The organism is Enterobacter sp. RIT637, from assembly GCF_019718755.1.
Lineage (GTDB): Bacteria > Pseudomonadota > Gammaproteobacteria > Enterobacterales > Enterobacteriaceae > Enterobacter.
On the sequence record NZ_JAIHAZ010000020.1, the window covers coordinates 43,778 to 62,349 of the forward strand.

General features: G+C 55.7%; 11 protein-coding genes. 3 read left to right on the plus strand and 8 right to left on the minus strand.

The window, feature by feature from the left end; all coding sequences use genetic code 11:
* Positions 1-42 precede the first annotated feature (42 nt).
* Complete coding sequence (locus tag K5E19_RS20935; protein WP_221552880.1) at positions 43-1,332, plus strand: SulP family inorganic anion transporter; 1,290 nt, start codon at positions 43-45, stop codon at positions 1,330-1,332.
* Here K5E19_RS20935 and mgtE read toward each other — a convergent pair.
* The 6 genes from mgtE to K5E19_RS20965 all read right to left on the minus strand — a co-directional run bounded on the left by mgtE (position 1,295) and on the right by K5E19_RS20965 (position 8,631).
* Positions 1,295-2,731 carry a magnesium transporter gene (gene mgtE / locus K5E19_RS20940; RefSeq protein ID WP_221552881.1) on the minus strand — a complete coding sequence of 479 codons (1,437 nt, stop codon included), beginning with the start codon at positions 2,729-2,731 and terminating at the stop codon, positions 1,295-1,297. The genes K5E19_RS20935 and mgtE overlap by 38 nt on opposite strands.
* A 148-nt stretch (positions 2,732-2,879) precedes the next feature.
* On the minus strand, positions 2,880-4,523 hold the full coding sequence (locus K5E19_RS20945; RefSeq protein WP_221552882.1) for a multidrug ABC transporter permease/ATP-binding protein: 1,644 nt from the start codon (positions 4,521-4,523) through the stop codon (positions 2,880-2,882).
* Positions 4,524-4,598: 75 nt separating this feature from the next.
* Positions 4,599-5,249 (minus strand): DNA oxidative demethylase AlkB, encoded by a 651-nt coding sequence (alkB, locus tag K5E19_RS20950; RefSeq protein WP_221552883.1) that lies wholly within the window; start codon positions 5,247-5,249, stop codon positions 4,599-4,601.
* On the minus strand, positions 5,249-6,307 hold the full coding sequence (gene ada / locus K5E19_RS20955; RefSeq protein ID WP_221552908.1) for a bifunctional DNA-binding transcriptional regulator/O6-methylguanine-DNA methyltransferase Ada: 1,059 nt from the start codon (positions 6,305-6,307) through the stop codon (positions 5,249-5,251). Before ada ends, alkB begins: the two co-directional genes overlap by 1 nt.
* Positions 6,308-6,379: 72 nt before the next feature.
* The gene (gene apbE, locus K5E19_RS20960) at positions 6,380-7,435 is read right to left on the minus strand and encodes an FAD:protein FMN transferase ApbE (RefSeq protein ID WP_221552884.1); all 1,056 of its coding nucleotides are present in this window, start codon (positions 7,433-7,435) and stop codon (positions 6,380-6,382) included.
* A gap of 104 nt (positions 7,436-7,539) precedes the next feature.
* On the minus strand, positions 7,540-8,631 hold the full coding sequence (locus K5E19_RS20965; RefSeq protein ID WP_221552885.1) for a porin OmpC: 1,092 nt from the start codon (positions 8,629-8,631) through the stop codon (positions 7,540-7,542).
* Positions 8,632-9,373: 742 nt separating this feature from the next.
* Between K5E19_RS20965 and rcsD the strand changes: the two genes are divergently transcribed.
* Positions 9,374-12,046 (plus strand): phosphotransferase RcsD, encoded by a 2,673-nt coding sequence (gene rcsD, locus K5E19_RS20970; RefSeq protein WP_221552887.1) that lies wholly within the window; start codon positions 9,374-9,376, stop codon positions 12,044-12,046.
* Between the two features lie 16 nt (positions 12,047-12,062).
* Positions 12,063-12,713: a response regulator transcription factor RcsB gene (gene rcsB / locus K5E19_RS20975; protein WP_003859405.1), complete on the plus strand. Its 651-nt coding sequence runs from the start codon at positions 12,063-12,065 to the stop codon at positions 12,711-12,713.
* A gap of 110 nt (positions 12,714-12,823) precedes the next feature.
* On the opposite strand, the gene rcsC is transcribed toward rcsB, so the two are convergent.
* Both rcsC and gyrA read right to left on the minus strand, forming a co-directional pair.
* Positions 12,824-15,670, minus strand: coding sequence for a two-component system sensor histidine kinase RcsC (gene rcsC / locus K5E19_RS20980; protein WP_221552889.1), 2,847 nt, complete (start codon positions 15,668-15,670; stop codon positions 12,824-12,826).
* A 135-nt stretch (positions 15,671-15,805) separates the two neighbouring features.
* Positions 15,806-18,442, minus strand: coding sequence for a DNA topoisomerase (ATP-hydrolyzing) subunit A (gene gyrA / locus K5E19_RS20985; protein ID WP_221552891.1), 2,637 nt, complete (start codon positions 18,440-18,442; stop codon positions 15,806-15,808).
* Positions 18,443-18,572: the final 130 nt, after the last annotated feature.

Here is an 18,572-nt window from a genome sequence, read left to right on the forward strand (position 1 = left end):
GATTACGCTGGCAACTGGCAATCACTGAATTTTGTGGATACTATGCTGCACTTTGTGATCGCGCGCACGGAAGCCTGCCCTAACCAGCGAACCGTTATGTCCTTACCCCATTCTGCTGTCTCCCCTGAAGATCGCGTAGCCAGCGTGCTGCGTTCCCCTAAGCTGCTGGCGCGTGAAACGCTGGCGGGCGTGATTACCGCTCTGGCGCTGATCCCCGAGGTCATCTCATTTTCCGTGGTGGCGGGCGTTGACCCAAAGGTCAGCCTGATCGCCTCCGTGGTGCTGTGTCTTGCCCTGTCTGTACTCGGCGGTCGTCCGGCGATGGTCACGGCCGCGGCCGGTTCCGTAGCGCTGGTCATTGGCCCGATGGTGCATCAGCACGGCGTACAGTACATTCTTCCCGCCGTGCTGATGGCTGGCGTGATTCAAATTCTGTTTGGCGTGCTGGGCATGGCAAGACTGATGCGCTTTATTCCCCAGTCGGTCATGACCGGATTTGTTAACGCCCTGGGCATTTTGATCTTCTTCGCACAGGTGCCGCATTTCTGGAGCCGAAGCCCGCTGATTGTGGGCCTGTTCGTGCTGACGCTGCTGATCGTGCTGTGGGTGCCGCGCTATATCAAAAGCATCCCTTCCCCGCTGATTGCGATTGTGCTGTTAACCCTGTTCACCGTCTCAACCGGTCAAATTCTGCCGACCGTGGGCGATGAAGGCTCCATGAGCGGCGGGCTGCCGGGGCTTACCGAGCTGCTGGTGCCGCTTAATGTGCAGACGCTGAGCATTATCTGGCCGTGCGCGCTAAGCATCGCGTTTGTCGGCCTGCTGGAATCACTGCTGACGGCAAAGCTGGTGGATGAACTGACCGCAACGCCGTCGAGCAAACGCCGTGAGAGCATCGGCCTGGGCGTGGGGAATATTCTGTCTGGCTTTTATGGCGGCATTGCGGGCTGCGCGATGATTGGACAAACCATCGTCAACGTGGAGATGGGCAAGGGCCGAAGCCGTATTTCAACGCTTGCGGCGGGCATCGTGCTGCTGATCCTGGTGACGGCGCTCAGCGACGTGATGGCCAAAATCCCGATGGCGGTGCTGGCGGGGATCATGGCGATTGTCGCCGTTAAGACCTTCAGTTGGCACAGCCTTCAGCCTGCAACGGTAAAAAATGCCCCGATAGCGGAAACGGTCGTCATGCTGGTCACCGTTGCCGCCACAGTATCAACCGGCAATCTGGCGATTGGCGTGCTGGGCGGGATTATCGTCATGGCACTGCTTCCCGCCCGCATTAAGCGTCGGGCTACAGAAGAAAGATCGTCGCCAGCCCAAGAAAAATAAAGAAGCCACCGGTATCGGTGATGGCGGTAATCATCACGCTCGACCCCACCGCGGGGTCGCGCCCCAGTTTGGTCATCGTCAGCGGGATAATCACGCCCATTATCGACGCCACCAGCAGGTTCAGCACCATCGCCAGCATCATCACGCCGCCCAGCGCCATATCGTCGTACAACCACCAGGTGATGCCGCCCATAATCCCGCCCCATACCAGGCCGTTAATTAGCGCGACGCCCATCTCTCTAAAAATGAGCCACGAAAAGTTACCAGGCTGAATATTTTCCAGCGCCAGGGCGCGAACGATCATGGTAATGGTCTGGTTTCCGGTATTGCCGCCAATCCCTGCGACAATCGGCATCAGCGAGGCGAGTGCCACCAGTTGTGAAATGGTGTGCTCAAAGCCGTCAATCACCCGAGAGGCGATAAACGCGGTACAGAGGTTAATGGCCAGCCACGCCCAACGGGTTTTGACCGCTTTGCCCACAGACGCATGGACGTCATCTTCGGCGCTGATCCCACCGAGAGCACGTAAATCGTTATCGGTCTCTTCATAAACCACGTCAATGATTTCATCGATGGTCAGACGCCCCATCAGTTTACCGACGGAATCCACGACGGCGGCGCTCACAAGGTCGTCACGTTCGAAGGTTCGTGCCGCTTTTTCCGCATCGTCTTCCGGGGAGAAGACCATCGGCTCGGTTTCCATCACCTCGCTCACCCGCCGCTGGGTGCTGTTGAGCAGGATGGTTTTCAGCTCCAGCTCGCCGAGCAGAGTTTTGTCCCGGGAGGTGACGAACAATTTATCGGTGTTGTCCGGCATGCTGCCAAGGCGTCGCAGATAGCGCTGCACCGTACCGAGCGTCACGTCCGGTCGCACCGTGATGACGCCGAACTCCATGATCGCACCGACGCTGTTTTTCTCGTAGTGCATCACCTGACGCACGCGTGCGCGTTCATCGGCAGGCAGTGACGCCAGCAGGCGACCGGTCAGGTTTCGCGGCAGATGCTGAACCAGGTAAATCTGCTCGTCGATATCCAGCGTTTGCAGAGCGTCGAGAATATCCCGGTCGCTCATCTCGTCGATCAGGTCGTCCCAGACGTTTTCAGAGGCCTCAAGCAGCACCTGCCCGCGCTCGTGATCCTGCACCAGACGCCACAGAGCGTGGCGTTCCTCCGAGGGAAGCGCTTCCAGGGTATCCGCCAGATCCGGCGGGGGTAAATGAGCAACCAGCGCACCTACCTCAGCAATATCGTCGGCTAAGGTGCCGACATCATATTGCTCAGCCAGGGTCAGTTTGCCTAATAACGCAGAGGTGACCGCTTTATCGGTCGTGAGAAGCCAGATAAGTCGCGCACGCTCCTGGTCACGCTGTCTGGCGCTGTTTTTCTTTAATACCGACATCAATCATAAATCCATTAAATGAGTTGGCATTAAGCATAGCGCGGGCATATGTAAATAAGAATAAACAATAAGGCGGGATGGAGAATAAATCGCCACTACGGCCACGATCTATCCCCTCTCCCTGTGGGAGAGGGTTAGGGTGAGGGCATCAGGCCGTGCGCGCCACCGCGTCACGCGATGCTGCATCGCGCTCTTCGCCGGTCAGCTCGCTCAGCCTGCCGTCGCGCATCTCCAGCAGACGGTCGGCGTGAATGAAGTAATGATCGTCGTGGCTGATGGCGAAAATGGTTTTGCCCATCTCCTGCATCAGCGGCAGCAGCACCTGATAAAACTCGCGGCGGAAGTGCGGGTCCTGATCCGCCGCCCATTCATCCAGCAGGATGATGTCACGCTCTTCCGCCAGCGCAAGCAGCAGCGCCACGCGCTTTTTCTGCCCCTTCGAGAGCTTAAGGTTGAGGATTTTGCCGTCCTGAAGCTCCAGCTTGTGCGACATCTGCAGATGCTCAAGCCACTTTTCCACCAGCGCAGGATCGGCCTGCTGCCCTTCCGGCCCCAGCAGCCGATCAAACAGCCAGACGTCGGTAAATACCGCCGAGAAAAGCTTGCGGTAGTCTTCCGGTTTCTCAGCACTGAGCGCCTTGCCGTCCAGCAAAATCTCGCCCGACTGCGGCTGATAAAGCCCGGTCAGCAACATCGCCAGCGTGGATTTACCGCTGCCGTTGCCGCCAATCAGGAACAATAACTCGCCGCGGTGGATGGTCAGGTTAACCGGCCCCACGGAGAAGGCGTTGTCCTGATAGCGGAACGTGACGTTACGCAGCTCCAGCGTCTGCCAGTTCGGGAAGGCCTGCGGACGCGGGAATTCAGCCTTAAACGGCGCGAGATCGAATTTTTTGAGCTTATTAAATGCCACCTGCGCACTCAGCAAGGTGGGCAATGCACCGACGGCCGAGAGCAGCGGCGTGCGCAAAAACAGCAGCGTCAGCGAGTAGGTTGCCGCCACGTTGGTGTCCGCCCAGCCCAGGCTGTTCGCCATCCAGAACACCAGGCCAATGGCACCCAGCATCATGATGTTCGACCAGTTCACCGCGCTCAGGTGGAAGGTATCGGCGCGAATGATGTGATGCCGGTATTCGCGCGCGTCCGGGATATAGAGATTATTGAAGATATGCTCGGCGCGCTCGCGGTTCAGGGTCAGCTCTTTGCGCCCTTCCAGCACCGTCTGGTAATCGTTATAGAGCTTATCTTCGGTTTCGCGAAGTACCGCCATGTGTTTGTAGACGCGCGACACCAGCAGGAACCCGCCCCAGATGGTGATGACAATCCACAGCGCGGTTACTGCCAGCATTTTAGTGGAGAGCCAGGCAAGGTAGGCCGCCGAACCGAAGGTCAAAATGATACCTTGCACAAGTTCAGGCAGACGCACAAAGGCGATGGTAATGGCACGCACGTCGCTGGTCAGCCCCGCCAGCAGAGAGGCGCTGCCGAGCTGCTCCACGCGCTCAACCTGCGTGTCGAGGATCCGCTTGATAAATTCGCTGCGCAGACGGAAAACAAAGTGGTGGCCGAGCGCGGTCAGGGCCAGCTGTGAACCCAGCGTGACCGCCATCAGCAGCAGCAGTAAACCCAGGAATTCCGGCAGAACGGCCAGCGAGGTGTCGACCATTTCAATCAAACGGACGTTGATAAAGGCGATCAGGCCGATACCCAGCGCGGCACTGGCAAGGCTTAACGCCATCACCGCAATAAATGGCCAGCGATACTGACGCCAGACAAGAAGAAGTAGTTGCATGCAGAGCAATCCGGACAAGAAAATCAGCCCGCAGTGTAAACTGCCTGGCGTTTACATCAAGAATAATTCTTATTTTTATTCGCCATAAGCCGCCTGACGGAACGTCAGGTTAAAGCGAAACGCCCCCGTTTGCGGGTGAACACCGGGTTTAAGCGGTTGAATGCCGTGATAAAAGAGCCTCGACTCGCCGCCCCAGACCACCACATCACCGTGCTCCAGCATCAGACGCTTAAGCGGATCGTTGCGACGTAATCCCCCAAACTGAAAGACAGCGGGCAGGCCCAGAGAAACCGAAACAATAGGCGCGCGCAGATCCGGCTCATCCTTATCCTGATGCAGCGACAGTTTTGCCCCGACGGCATAGCGGTTGATCAGACAGGCATCCGGCTGAAAATCGGCATACCCGGCGGCAACCGCAACCTCATGGCAGAGTCGCTGAAACGCATCCGGCATCGGCGGCCACGGCCTGCCGGTGGTGGGATCATTGGGCGCATATAAATAGCCACGTTCGTTGGTCGCCCAGCCGAGTTGACCGCAGTTGGTCATCGCCACCGACATGGTATACCCGCCCGGCGTCACCATATGGCGAAATGGCGAGACGCCCACCACCTCATCAATGCCAGTCAGTAACGCCGCTGCGCGGGAAAGCGCAAAGCGGCGCAGGATCGCCGCCCCCGGCGCGAGCGGCTCCTGCCAGGGCTCCGCATCGGCAAAAAGATCGAGCATTATTCCTCCCGGCGACTCGCCTCACGTTTAAGCAATATCGCTTTTCGCGCCGTCCCCCAACGATAACCCGAAAGCGCACCGTCGTTTCGCACGACGCGATGGCAGGGAATGACGATCGCCAGTTTGTTTGCGGCACAGGCACCTGCCACGGCGCGTACGGCATTGGGTTTACCAATCGCCTTTGCCACCTGTTGGTAGCTTGCCGTTTCACCACAGGGGATCGCACGCAGTGCCTGCCAGACCTGCTGCTGAAAAGCCGTTCCGCGGATATCCAGCGGAAGCGCCAGCGACACCGAGCGGCTGTCAATACTGCTCATCACCTGCTGGATGCGCTGCGCGAATGGACCTGCAAGCAGTTCTCGCTCCGCGCGGGGAAACAGCGTCAACAGCTCCCTTTCTAAGGTCGCATCGTCGTCACCCAGCAGGATTGCGCAGATCCCGCGCTCGCTTTCGCCAACCAGACAACGCCCCAGGGAACAGTCGCTGATGGCGTAACGAACCGCGACATCCCCGCTGCGGTACTGCTTCGCCGTCATTCCCAACGCCTCATCGGCTTTCCGGTAATAACTGCTGCTATCGGGAAACCCTGCCGCCAGTACAGCGTCGGTAATTTTATCCCCCTGCGCCAGCGCGCTGCGCAGACGCTGTTCCCGCGCGGCCTGCTGCCAGGCTTTAGGCGTCATGCCGGTCACGGATTTGAACAGACGGTGGAAATGGAAAGGGCTGCTGGCGACCTTCTGCGCCAGCGCCTCCAGCGTTAAGGCCGGATCCTGCTCCAGCAGACGGCAGGCCTGTTCAACTTTCGCCAGCGTCTGCTGATGCGGGTTGAGCTTGTCCGGCATACAGCGTTTGCAGGGGCGAAAGCCGTCCTGAACAGCGTGCTGAGCATCAGGATAGAAGCGGACATTTTTACGCAGCGCGTGGCGCGCACGACAGGACGGACGGCAATAAATCCCCGTCGTCTGAACCGCAAAGACAAACTGATTATCGGCGCGAGGATCGCGGCCAAGCACGGCTTGCCAGCGATCTTCATCGGTAGTAAAGGTTACGTTTTTCATCATCAGCTCCTCTTACAAGCATAATCCTACCTTGCCCGAGTGCCACCGAACAAAAACCCGCAACCTTGCTTTTTAATTTTTTTCGCTCACCAGGAAGCCCGTAAACTGCGGCGAGCTCCAGGTTTTGAACCCGTCGCCCTCTTTAGTGATCATGTAGACCGCGAGCTGTTCCTGCCGCGCCACCTCTTTGGCCTTTTCCGGGCCGAGAACCATCAGGCCGGTATCCCAGGCGTCCGCCTCCAGTGCCGTCGGCGCGATCACCGTAACGGAAACGAGATTATGGGTAATCGGGCGGCCGGTCTGCGGATCGATGACGTGCGAAATGCGTTTACCGTCGAGCTCATAATAGTTGCGATAGCTTCCCGAGGTGCTGATTCCGTGGCCGTTGATATCCACAATCGCCTGCACCGCGTTTTGCCGATCGGTTGGTTTTTGAATGGCCACCCGCCACGGTTTGCCGCTGGCATTCATCCCCCGGCTGACGAGCGCACCGCCCACCGAGACCAGATAGCGGGAAATACCTTCCCGCTCCATCAGCGCCGCAAGATGATCTGCCGCATACCCCTCGCCTACCGTGGAGAGATCGACAAAGAGATCGGGAATGTCTTTTTGCAGATATTGTTGACCGTACTGGTTAATGACCGTCAGATGTTGCAGACCGGTGCGCGCGCGGGCGTCATCAATCGCCGCCTGGTCAGGCGTGGTCACCGGCTGCTTGTTGGGGCCAAATCCCCACAGGTTCACCAGCGGCCCGACGGTCACGTCCATCGCGCCGTTGGTTTTATATCCCACGCGCATCGACTCCGTCACAATATCGGCCATGGCTTCGCTCACCGGCCACAGAGAGGTGCTGGTTGAGAGGTTAAAACGCATGAGCGCGGAGTCGTTTTTATAGGTTGAAAGCAGCTGGTCGTCAGCGTCGAGCTGGGACTGAATTTTGCCGCGAAGTTCGTCAGCCCGCGCCGTGTCGAGATGCATGATGCTCACGCGCCAGAAGGTGCCCATCGTTTTCCCTTCCAGCACCGTCGCCGCTGGCGCGTCAGTTTGTGCTGAGGGGGCAGGCGCGTCACACGCTGTCAGGAAAAAAAGCGTAGCCAGAACGCTGGCGCGTAAAAAAGTCATATCCATTCATCATTATCCTCATGCCAGGGCGGCAAGAGTACACCAAAATGGTCTCGTTGTAAGACCCAAAAAAAGGGGCCAGAAGGCCCCTTAGTCACGCAATGAAGCGATTAGAACTGGTAAACCAGACCCAGTGCGACGACATCGTCAGTGCTGATGCCAGCGCTACGAGTGAAGTCGTTCTCGTCCAGCAGGTTGATTTTGTAATCAACATAGGTGGACATGTTTTTGTTGAAGTAGTAGGTCGCACCCACGTCAACATATTTCAGGATATCCTGGTCGCCGTAGCCGTTTTCCAGATCCTTACCTTTAGACTGCAGGTAAGCCACGGATGGACGCAGACCGAAGTCGAACTGGTACTGTGCAACCACTTCGAAGTTCTGTGCTTTGTTAGCCCAGCCCAGATCGCCCGCGCGGGTCGCGTTGTAGGTCTGGGTGTACTGTGCAGCCAGGTAGAGGTTGTTCGCGTCGTATTTCAGACCACCGGTGTAGGTGTCAGCACGATCGCCGGTACCGAAGCCGTAGTCATTCTGGGAATTGGTACGTTTAGAGCTGGTGAGAGCAGTACCGATACCGAAGCCTTCGCCCAGATCGTAAGTGATAGAACCACCGTAGCCATCACCGTTCTGACGGAGTGCAGAACGACCGTTGTTGGTCTGATCTTCACCGCTCACGCTACCGTTTTTACCCTGGTACTGCAGCGCGAAGTTCAGGCCATCAACCAGACCGAAGAAGTCCTGGTTACGGTAGGTCGCGAAGCCATTACCACGCTGCTGCATGAAGTTGTCAGAACCGTAGGTGTCGCCGCCGAATTCTGGCAGTACGTCAGTCCAGGAGGTGACGTCGTAAACAACACCGTAGTTACGACCGTAATCGAAAGAACCCGCGTCGCCAAATTTCAGACCCGCGAACGCCACACGCGTCCAGGAGTTGTTTTCGTTTTCGCCGGAGTTACCCTGAATCTGGTATTCCCACTGGCCGTAACCGGTCAGCTGGTCATTAACCTGAGTTTCGCCCTTGAAGCCAAGACGCATGTAGGTCTGGTCGCCGTCAACGCTGTCGTCGTCGGAGAAATAGTGCAGACCATCAACTTTACCGTACAGATCTAATTTGTTGCCGTCTTTGTTATAAATTTCAGCCGCATTTGCTGCGCCTGCTACCAGCAGTGCTGGTACCAGGAGGGACAGTACTTTAACTTTCATTTTATTAACCCTCTGTTATATGCCTTATTATTACCACTGCTTACTGATTAACCCTCTTAACCAGTCGGCAACTTCATTCTCCTCAAAAATACAGAATAATCCAACGGGAATATGATACGAAAACTTTTAAGATGTTTCATTTATCTATCAAGATGTTTCAATTTGTAAATATCAAGGAACTTTTACAAAGCACGCAAGGGTCAAAAATATAGCACCAATAATCAAAATGAAAAAAAAGAAGCTTTAAATCATGCGGTTACATAAAAACCCATGACAGCACTGAATGATAAAACAAAACAAGCCAATATCACTAAAATAACTCTCGCTATCATCATTAACTTTATTTATTACCGTCATTCAGTTTTGAATGTCTGTTTATCCCTAATTGAACCGAATGCCGAGCGTTCGGTTTTTTTTTACCTTTCTTTACGCAATTATATTTTTCTTGTGCTACCGTCCCGAAATCGTAACGACTATTAACTAAATCAGCCCCTACCCCTTCGCAGACCCGCGTCATTTCTACAAATCTCAATTTCTTGTTTATTCGTGCTATTCCCGGAAAGATGCCGATCTATATTTATACACCCCGCCGTCATTTGTACATATTTTACGCGCCGCGCACTGTCGACATTCTTCGTGGAAAAAGTCAGTCATTCTCAGACCATGACGCTGGAAATTCAGGTTTTACCCTTTATACTGCCGTATCCCTTTAAAGCACGGCCATCACGGGTTAAAGATATCAATGAGTCAGACTGAAACTACCGCCCTGAGCAAATTCTCCCTTCTTCCGGGGAGCATCACCCGTTTCTTTCTTCTATTGATCGTTGTGCTGTTAGTCACGATGGGGGTCATGGTTCAAAGTGCGGTCAATGCGTGGCTCAAGGATAAGAGTTACCAGATCGTTGATATCACCCATGCGGTCCACAAACGGATCGATACATGGCGCTATGCGACCTGGCAGATTTACGACAACATTGCCGCCGCGCCCGCCACCACCACCGGGGAAGGGTTACAGGAGACACGCCTTAAGCAGGATGTGTATTACCTGGAAAAACCTCAGCGTAAAACAGAAGCCCTGATTTTCGGTTCCCATGACAGCGCAACGCTTGAGATGACGCAGCGCATTTCAACCTATCTGGATACTCTCTGGGGTGCAGAGACCGTACCCTGGTCCATGTACTACCTGAACGGTCAGGACAACAGCATGATCCTGATCTCTACCCTGCCGCTCAAAGACCTCTCATCCGGTTTTAAAGAGACGACGGTAGGCAGCATTGTGGATTCACGCCGCGCAGAAATGTTGCAGCAAGCCAACGCCCTGGATGAGCGCGAGAGTTTCTCCTCATTGCGCCGTCTGGCCTGGCAAAATGGTCATTACTTTACGCTACGCACGACGTTTAACCAGCCGGGGCACCTCGCAACCGTGGTGGCGTTCGATCTGCCGATCAATGACCTGATCCCGCCGGATATGCCGCTGGACAGCTTCCGTCTGGAGCCTGACAACAGCACGCAAAACCTGCGCAATCCGCCGGATAAAGAAGGGGCCGAGAGCGTCTCTATTTCATTTAACGGCTCAAAAATTGAAATTGCGTCATCGTTAAATTCAACCGGCATGCGTCTGGTGTGGCAGGTGCCGTTTGGCACCTTGCTGCTTGATACATTGCAAAACATCCTCCTGCCGCTGCTGCTGAATATCGGTCTGCTGGCGCTGGCGCTGTTTGGCTACAGCACGTTCCGCTTCCAGCCGGGACGTCAGAGTGACGCCTCTGCTGTCTCTACGGGCACCAGTAATGAACTTCGCGTGCTGCGCGCTTTAAATGAAGAGATTATTTCGGTCCTGCCGCTCGGGGTGCTAGTTCACGATCAGGAAGCCAACCGCACGGTGATGAGCAACAAGATTGCCGATCACCTTCTGCCCCACCTCAACCTGCAGAACATCACGGCGATGGCGGACCAGCACCAGGGGGTGATTCAGGCGACCATTAACAACGAGCTGTATGAGATCCGTCAGTTCAGCAGCCAGGTTGCATCCCGTACGCAAATCTTTGTTATCCGCGATCAGGACCGTGAAGTGCTGGTCAACAAAAAGCTCAAGCAGGCGCAACGGCTTTACGAGAAAAACCAGCACGGCCGCACGGCCTTTATGCAAAATATCGGTGACGCGTTCAAACAGCCGCTAAAAACGCTGGCTGCTCAGGCTGCGGGTCTGAATACGCCAGAAGGCCAGCAGTTGACAAGCCAGGCCGAGTCGCTGGTACGCATGGTTGACGAAATCCAGCTTGCGAACATGCTGGAAAATGACATCTGGAAAGGCACCCCAACCCTCTTCTCTATCCAGGATCTGATCGATGAAGTGGTCCCGGAGGTGCTCCCGGTCATTAAGCGCAAAGGGCTGCAGCTGCTGATCAACAACCACCTCCCGGCGAATGACGAGCGTCATGGCGATCGCGAAGCGCTGCGTCGGATCCTGCTGATGCTGATCCAGTATTCGGTCACGACTACCCAGATCGGCAAGATCACTCTCGAAGTCAGCACCGATGAATCGACGGAGGATCGCCTGACGTTCCGTATTCTGGACACTGGCGAAGGCGTGACAGTAAGTGAAATTGATAACCTGCACTTCCCGTTCCTGAACGATACCCAGAGTGACCACTACGGCAAAGCGAACGCCCTCACCTTCTGGCTGTGCGATCAGCTGGCACGTAAACTGGGCGGTCACCTGAATATCAAGGCGCGTGAATCTCTCGGCACACGCTACTCGCTGCATGTCAAAATGGCGGCGAATCCACAGGAAGAAGATGAAGAACGCCTGCTGGATGATGTGGTGGTGATGGTTGATGTGACCTCAAACGAGATCCGCAATATCGTGGTTCGCCAGTTAGAAAACTGGGGTGCGGCCTGCATCACGCCGGACGAAAGGCTTGCGAGTCAAGAATTTGATCTATTTTTAACTGATAATCCGTCTAATCTTACTGCCACAGGCTTGCTTTTAAGCGATGATGAGTCAGGCGTGCGAAAAATCGGCCCAGGCCAGCTGCGCGTCAACTTTAATATAAGCAATGCGATGCAGGAAGCTGTACTACAACTAATAGAAGAGCAGCTGGCGCAGGAAGAGATAGCGGAATCCCCGTTAGGCGGCAACGAAAATGCCGAGCTCCACGCCAGCGGATATTATTCACTCTTTGTTGATACAGTACCAGATGATGTTAAGCGGTTGTATACTGAGTCCGCTGCGAATGATTTTGCAGCGCTGGCACAGACAGCACACCGGCTTAAAGGGGTGTTTGCCATGCTTAATCTGGTTCCCGGCAAGCAGTTATGTGAAACGCTGGAACATCTAATTCGTGAGAAAGATGCCTCTGGCATTGAAAAATACATCAGCGACATTGACACCTATGTCAAGAGCTTGCTGTAGCAAGGTAGCCTTATACATGAACAATATGAACGTAATTATTGCCGATGACCATCCGATTGTACTGTTCGGTATTCGCAAATCACTTGAACAGATCGAGTGGGTGAATGTAGTCGGTGAATTTGAAGACTCTACAGCACTGATCAATAACCTTCCTAAACTTGATGCACACGTGCTCATTACCGACCTGTCCATGCCTGGAGACAAATACGGTGATGGGATCACGCTCATCAAATACATTAAGCGTCACTTCCCGGACATCTCGATCATCGTTCTGACCATGAACAACAACCCGGCGATCCTGAGCGCGGTGTTGGATCTGGATATCGAAGGGATTGTCCTGAAGCAGGGTGCACCAACCGACCTGCCAAAAGCGCTGGCAGCGCTGCAGAAAGGCAAGAAGTTCACGCCTGAAAGCGTCTCCCGCCTGCTGGAGAAAATCAGCGCGGGTGGCTATGGCGACAAGCGCCTGTCTCCAAAAGAGAGCGAAGTTCTGCGTCTCTTCGCAGAAGGTTTCCTGGTAACCGAGATTGCCAAGAAGCTGAACCGCAGTATTAAAACCATCAGCAGCCAGAAGAAATCAGCAATGATGAAGCTGGGTGTGGACAATGATATTGCGCTGCTCAACTATCTCTCCTCCGTCACGCTGAGCGCAACGGACAAAGATTGATCCCCACTGTAAATGCCGGGCGGCGCTCGCGCTTACCCGGCCTACAAAACCCCTAGGCCCGCGCAAGCGCAGCGCCGCCGGGGAAATAAAAAGGCCCGTAAGGGCCTTTTTTATATTCTGGTTTTTCTCACGCGATCCGCGTATACCGACAACGTCTGCTTCAATACGTCCAACGTCACCGGCTTCGACAGGCAGCTGTCCATGCCAGACTCCAGGCAACGCTGCTTCTCTTCCGCCAGGGCGTTAGCCGTCACGCCAACGACCGGCAGCGTCAGGCCAAGCTGGCGAATGCGCTGCGTCAGACGGTAGCCGTCCATGTTTGGCATGTTCACGTCGCTCAGCACGATATCAATATGGTTTTTACTCAGCACGTTCAGCGCATCGACGCCGTCGTTGGCGGTTTTGCACTGGTAGCCCAGCGATCCAAGCTGGTCGGCCAGCAGGCGGCGGTTAATCGGATGGTCGTCCACCACCAGAATCATCATATCGTCATTCACCGACGCCAGCGCATCCGGTGACGGCAGTGCCGTTGCGCCATCGCTGTCTTCAAGCTGTACGCTGTAAATACGCGCCAGTAGCCCTAACAGCTCATGCGGGGTCGCCACGCTGTGCACCCATTCCCCCGGCGCGCGCTCCAGCGGAATACCAATATGGCGACGGCAGAACATGATCACCCCTCTTCCCGGCCACGCCTGTTCCGGCATGTCGTCAGCGATCAGCATATCGTCCACGTCCGGGGTCTGCCCTTCATATCGGCATACCCGCACGCCGCAGTGGTTAAGCAGCGCCGTCAGATAATCATTGAGAGAAGCGTTATGCACCGCCAGCCAGCAGCGCTTGTCGCTCAGCCCATCGACTGTCGTTTTAGCCGGATACTGCGCCGAGTAGAGCGGAATACGGATGGTGAACTGGCTTCCCATGCCCGGTTCGGTATCGACGGAGATATCCCCGTCCATCATGCTGATGAGCTTTTCACAAATCGCCAGCCCCAGCCCGGTACCCTGGAAGTTGCGCTGCACGCCCGTCCCGACCTGGAAGAACGGGTCGAACAGACGGACCACCTCCTTCGCCGGGATGCCCACGCCCGTATCACGCACGCGGATAGTCAGATAGTCCCCTGCGCGGCACACGTGAAGCACAATACAGCCGATATCGGTGAATTTGATGGCGTTGCTTAGCAGGTTGGAGATAACCTGCTGCAGGCGCATCGGATCGCCGTGCAGCGTCAGCGGCACGTCCGGTTCGATAAAGCAGTACAGCCCCAGCTGTTTACGCACCACCAGCGGCAGATAGTTGGCGCTAATATGGTTCATGACCTCGCGCGGGGAAAACTCGCGCGGCTCGATTTTCAGCTGCTCGGACTCAATTTTTGAGAAATCGAGAATATCGCTGATGATTTTCAGCAACAGGCTTGAAGAGTTGTTCATCGCCGTGACCAGGCGATCGACCCCTTTTGGCAGCTCTTTCGTCTGCAGCAGATCGAGGTTACCGATGATCCCGTAAAGCGGCGTGCGCAGCTCGTGGCTGACGGTCGCAAGGAACATGGATTTCGACTGGCTAGCCTGCTCGGCGGCCTGCGCCATCTCCTGAAGCGACTCTTCCATTTTCACGCGCGCGGAGACATCCACCAGCACGCAAATGGCCACGTTTTCATTGCGATAGCGCGAATGCACGAAGCTGATTTGCAGGTTAGTGTGGGTGCTGGTCAGCACGTCAACAAAGTTCACCTGCTGCCCGCAGATAATCTGGGTCAGCCGCTGCCTGTCCTCATGCGTCAGCATGTTCAGATAGTTATGCGCCAGCTCGTTACTGAGGATATTGGTGCCGTCCTGGGTGCGCAGGATACAGATCCCCACCGGCGCAGAGGCGACAATCTTACGGTTAAACTGCTCATGTTCTTCCAGACGCTGGGCGTCTGCCTCTGCCGGAATAAATATCCGCCGCTCATACATGCGCGCCAGCATAAACAGCGCCACGCCCACCGCGATATTCAGCAAAATGGCGTTGAGGATCAGGATGCGAATGCGTTCGAGCACCATATCCACCGGCACCGAATAGACAATGCTGAGCGACGACGGCGGCAGACTTTTCTTCAACACCAGCTCGCGGAAACCGGAGGTGTAGCCAAACCACGACCGCTCCTGCATCCAGTGCGGATCTACGTTCAAACGGTTATCCGGCCCGGCGAGGGAGATCAGGGAATGACCGTTTTCATCAAGAATGGTCACCCCCATCGGCAGGCTGCCCGGCGTGAAGAAGTTTTCCATGCGGATGGTTTGTTCAATGCCCAGCAGCGCCTGCAGGCGATTGCCCAGATACACCGGCGTCAGGGCATAGAAATAGCCCACGCCCGTGCGCGGGCCCTGGCTAATCCAGAAGATGTTATTCCCGCGCTCGTCCTGCGGCGCATTGCGGTATTTCACAATACGCTCATGCAGGCTCTTCAGCGCGTCATCGCGCTCTACGGGCATGTCGCGAAGGCCAAAATCGGCCATGCAGAGATTTTCGCTGCCAATAAGATAGACGCGGTTCAGGTCATAGGCCGCGGAGAAGTTGTCACGCCAGTAGCGCATAAACCACGCCAGCGATTCCAGCGAGCCGCGCCAGGTACTGCCCATTGCGGAGCAGTCAGAGTCCGGGAACAGAGGCTCAAAGTCGGGTACTTCGGTTTTATCATTGCGCCCACGAATGGCAAGAATACCGTTTTCCGCCGTCAGGCGATTCTCGGCAATGTACTTCAGCTCCTTCATGACGTCAGAGGTGCGCTGAATGTAGCGCTGGGCCTGATCGGAGCTGAGGTTAAACTCCTGGCGGATCTCCGCTTCTTTCTGGTGCAGCGCGTTAACGATGAAAAACACCGAGAACAGGGCCACCAGCAACCAAAGCAGCAGCGCCAGCGCCCGGAACAGATAGCGAGAGACTTTCAGCGTGGTACGAAAGGAGACGAGGTATTTCAAAGGGGCGAGGCTCCGCCATCGGGGTCAAAAAGAATGTGGTTAAGGTAGCGGTAAACGCGGCTTGTCGCAACGTTCACTTGTCTGCTTGTGCAAAAGAAAAGGGCCGGAAACCGGCCCTTTTTGCGTCAGGAGACATTACTCGTCAGCGTCATCCGCTGCATCTTCGTCGGTATCTGCTTCCGGCGCGATTTCATCATCGCCTTCCGCTACCGTGCCATCGATGGAGTCGAGTTCTTCGTCATCCACCGGCTCTGCAACGCGCTGCAGACCCACCACGTTTTCATCTTCCGCTGTACGGATGAGGATCACGCCCTGGGTGTTACGGCCTACCACGCTGATCTCAGACACGCGAGTACGCACCAGCGTACCGGCATCGGTGATCATCATGATCTGGTCGGCATCGTCCACTTGCACCGCGCCCACAACGGAACCGTTGCGCTCGGTCACTTTGATAGAGATAACGCCCTGCGTACCACGGGACTTAGTCGGATATTCGCTTTCCGCCGTACGTTTACCGTAGCCGTTCTGCGTGACGGTCAGGATCGCCCCTTCGCCGCGTGGAACGATCAGGGAAACAACGGAGTCTTCACCCGCCAGTTTGATCCCGCGAACGCCTGTTGCCGTACGGCCCATTGCGCGAACCGCGTTCTCTTTGAAACGCACCACTTTACCGGCGGCGGAGAACAGCATCACTTCATCAGAACCGGAGGTCAGATCCACGCCGATCAGCTCGTCGCCTTCGTTCAGGTTCACGGCGATAATACCGGCCGAACGCGGACGGCTGAATTCGGTCAGCGCGGTTTTCTTCACGGTACCGCTCGCGGTCGCCATAAAGACGTTCACGCCCTCCTCGTACTCGCGTACTGGCAGGATAGCGGTGATACGTTCATTCGCTTCCAGCGGCAGCAGGTTGACGATTGGACGGCCACGCGCGCCGCGGCTTGCTTCCGGCAGCTGATAGACTTTCATCCAGTAGAGACGACCGCGGCTTGAGAAGCAGAGGATCGTGTCATGGGTGTTCGCCACCAGCAGGCGGTCAATAAAGTCTTCTTCTTTAATACGTGCCGCAGATTTACCTTTACCGCCACGACGCTGTGCTTCGTAGTCGGTCAGCGGCTGATACTTCACATAGCCCTGGTGAGACAGGGTGACCACCACGTCTTCGCGGTTGATCAGATCTTCAATGTTGATATCAGAACTGTTTGCGGTGATTTCGGTGCGACGCGCATCGCCGAACTGATCGCGGACCAGCTCCAGCTCTTCGCGGATCACTTCCATCAGGCGCTCTGCGCTACCCAGGATATGCAGCAGCTCGGCAATCTGTTCCAGCAGCTCTTTGTATTCGTCGAGCAGTTTTTCATGCTCAAGGCCGGTCAGTTTCTGCAGACGCAGATCCAGAATCGCCTGTGCTTGCTGCTCGGTCAGATAGTACTGACCGTCGCGCACGCCGAATTCAGGCTCCAGCCACTCAGGACGCGCAGCGTCGTCGCCCGCACGTTCCAGCATGGCGGCCACGTTACCCAGCTCCCACGGACGCGCAATCAGGGCCGCTTTCGCTTCGGCCGGGGTCGGCGCACGGCGAATCAGCTCAATGATCGGGTCAATGTTTGCCAGTGCGACGGCCAGCGCTTCAAGGATGTGGGCACGGTCGCGCGCTTTACGCAGCTCGAAGATAGTACGGCGAGTCACCACTTCACGGCGGTGACGCACGAACGCGCTCAGGATCTCTTTCAGGTTCATGATCTTCGGCTGACCATGGTGCAGTGCAACCATGTTGATACCGAAGGAAACCTGAAGCTGAGTCTGGGAGTACAGGTTGTTCAGCACAACCTCGCCCACCGCGTCGCGTTTGATCTCAATCACGATGCGCATACCGTCTTTGTCAGACTCGTCACGCAGTGCGCTGATACCTTCAACACGTTTTTCTTTTACCAGCTCGGCGATTTTTTCAATCAGACGCGCTTTGTTCACCTGATACGGGATCTCGTGAACGATAATGGTTTCACGACCCGTTTTGGCGTCCGCTTCCACTTCGGCGCGGGCACGGATGTAAATCTTGCCGCGACCGGTGCGGTAGGCTTCTTCAATACCGCGACGGCCGTTGATGATCGCCGCCGTCGGGAAGTCCGGGCCCGGGATGTGTTCCATCAGCCCTTCAATGCTGATCTCTTCATCGTCGATATAGGCCAGGCAGCCGTTGATCACTTCGGTGATGTTGTGCGGCGGAATGTTGGTTGCCATACCGACCGCGATACCGGACGAACCGTTCACTAACAGGTTCGGGATCTTGGTTGGCATAACATCAGGAATGCGCTCGGTGCCGTCGTAGTTATCGACGAAATCAACGGTCTCTTTTTCCAGGTCGGCCATCAGCTCGTGGGCGATTTTCGACATACGGATTTCCGTATAACGCATCGCCGCTGCGGAGTCGCCGTCAACAGAACCAAAGTTACCCTGACCATCTACCAGCATGTAACGCAAGGAGAATGGCTGCGCCATACGGACGATGGTGTCATAAACGGCGGTATCACCATGCGGGTGATATTTACCGATGACGTCACCCACGACGCGGGCAGATTTTTTATAGGCTTTATTCCAGTCATTGCCCAATACGTTCATGGCGTATAGTACGCGACGGTGTACCGGCTTAAGGCCATCGCGGACGTCCGGCAGCGCACGGCCAACAATGACCGACATCGCATAGTCCAGATAGGAGCTCTTCAGCTCTTCCTCGATGTTAACCGGTGTAATTTCTCTCGCAAGGTCGCTCATCTAACCGCTATCCCTCTACTGTATCCCGGATTCAAAGGTCGCAAATTATAACACAGCCGCGGTGATTGAGGTAAACCAATAAGCTTTATTCACCCGCGCGGGCTGATATACTCCTTTGTCTTGCTAAATA

Bases quoted from the DNA above. Each gene is read 5' to 3' on its own strand.
- K5E19_RS20935 (WP_221552880.1), top strand. From the start codon at position 43: ATGCTGCACTTTGTGATCGCGCGCACGGAAGCCTGCCCTAACCAGCGA.
- mgtE (WP_221552881.1), bottom strand. From the start codon at position 2,731: ATGTCGGTATTAAAGAAAAACAGCGCCAGACAGCGTGACCAGGAGCGT.
- K5E19_RS20945 (WP_221552882.1), bottom strand. From the start codon at position 4,523: ATGCAACTACTTCTTCTTGTCTGGCGTCAGTATCGCTGGCCATTTATT.
- alkB (WP_221552883.1), bottom strand. From the start codon at position 5,249: ATGCTCGATCTTTTTGCCGATGCGGAGCCCTGGCAGGAGCCGCTCGCG.
- ada (WP_221552908.1), bottom strand. From the start codon at position 6,307: ATGAAAAACGTAACCTTTACTACCGATGAAGATCGCTGGCAAGCCGTG.
- apbE (WP_221552884.1), bottom strand. From the start codon at position 7,435: ATGGATATGACTTTTTTACGCGCCAGCGTTCTGGCTACGCTTTTTTTC.
- K5E19_RS20965 (WP_221552885.1), bottom strand. From the start codon at position 8,631: ATGAAAGTTAAAGTACTGTCCCTCCTGGTACCAGCACTGCTGGTAGCA.
- rcsD (WP_221552887.1), top strand. From the start codon at position 9,374: ATGAGTCAGACTGAAACTACCGCCCTGAGCAAATTCTCCCTTCTTCCG.
- rcsB (WP_003859405.1), top strand. From the start codon at position 12,063: ATGAACAATATGAACGTAATTATTGCCGATGACCATCCGATTGTACTG.
- gyrA (WP_221552891.1), bottom strand. From the start codon at position 18,442: ATGAGCGACCTTGCGAGAGAAATTACACCGGTTAACATCGAGGAAGAG.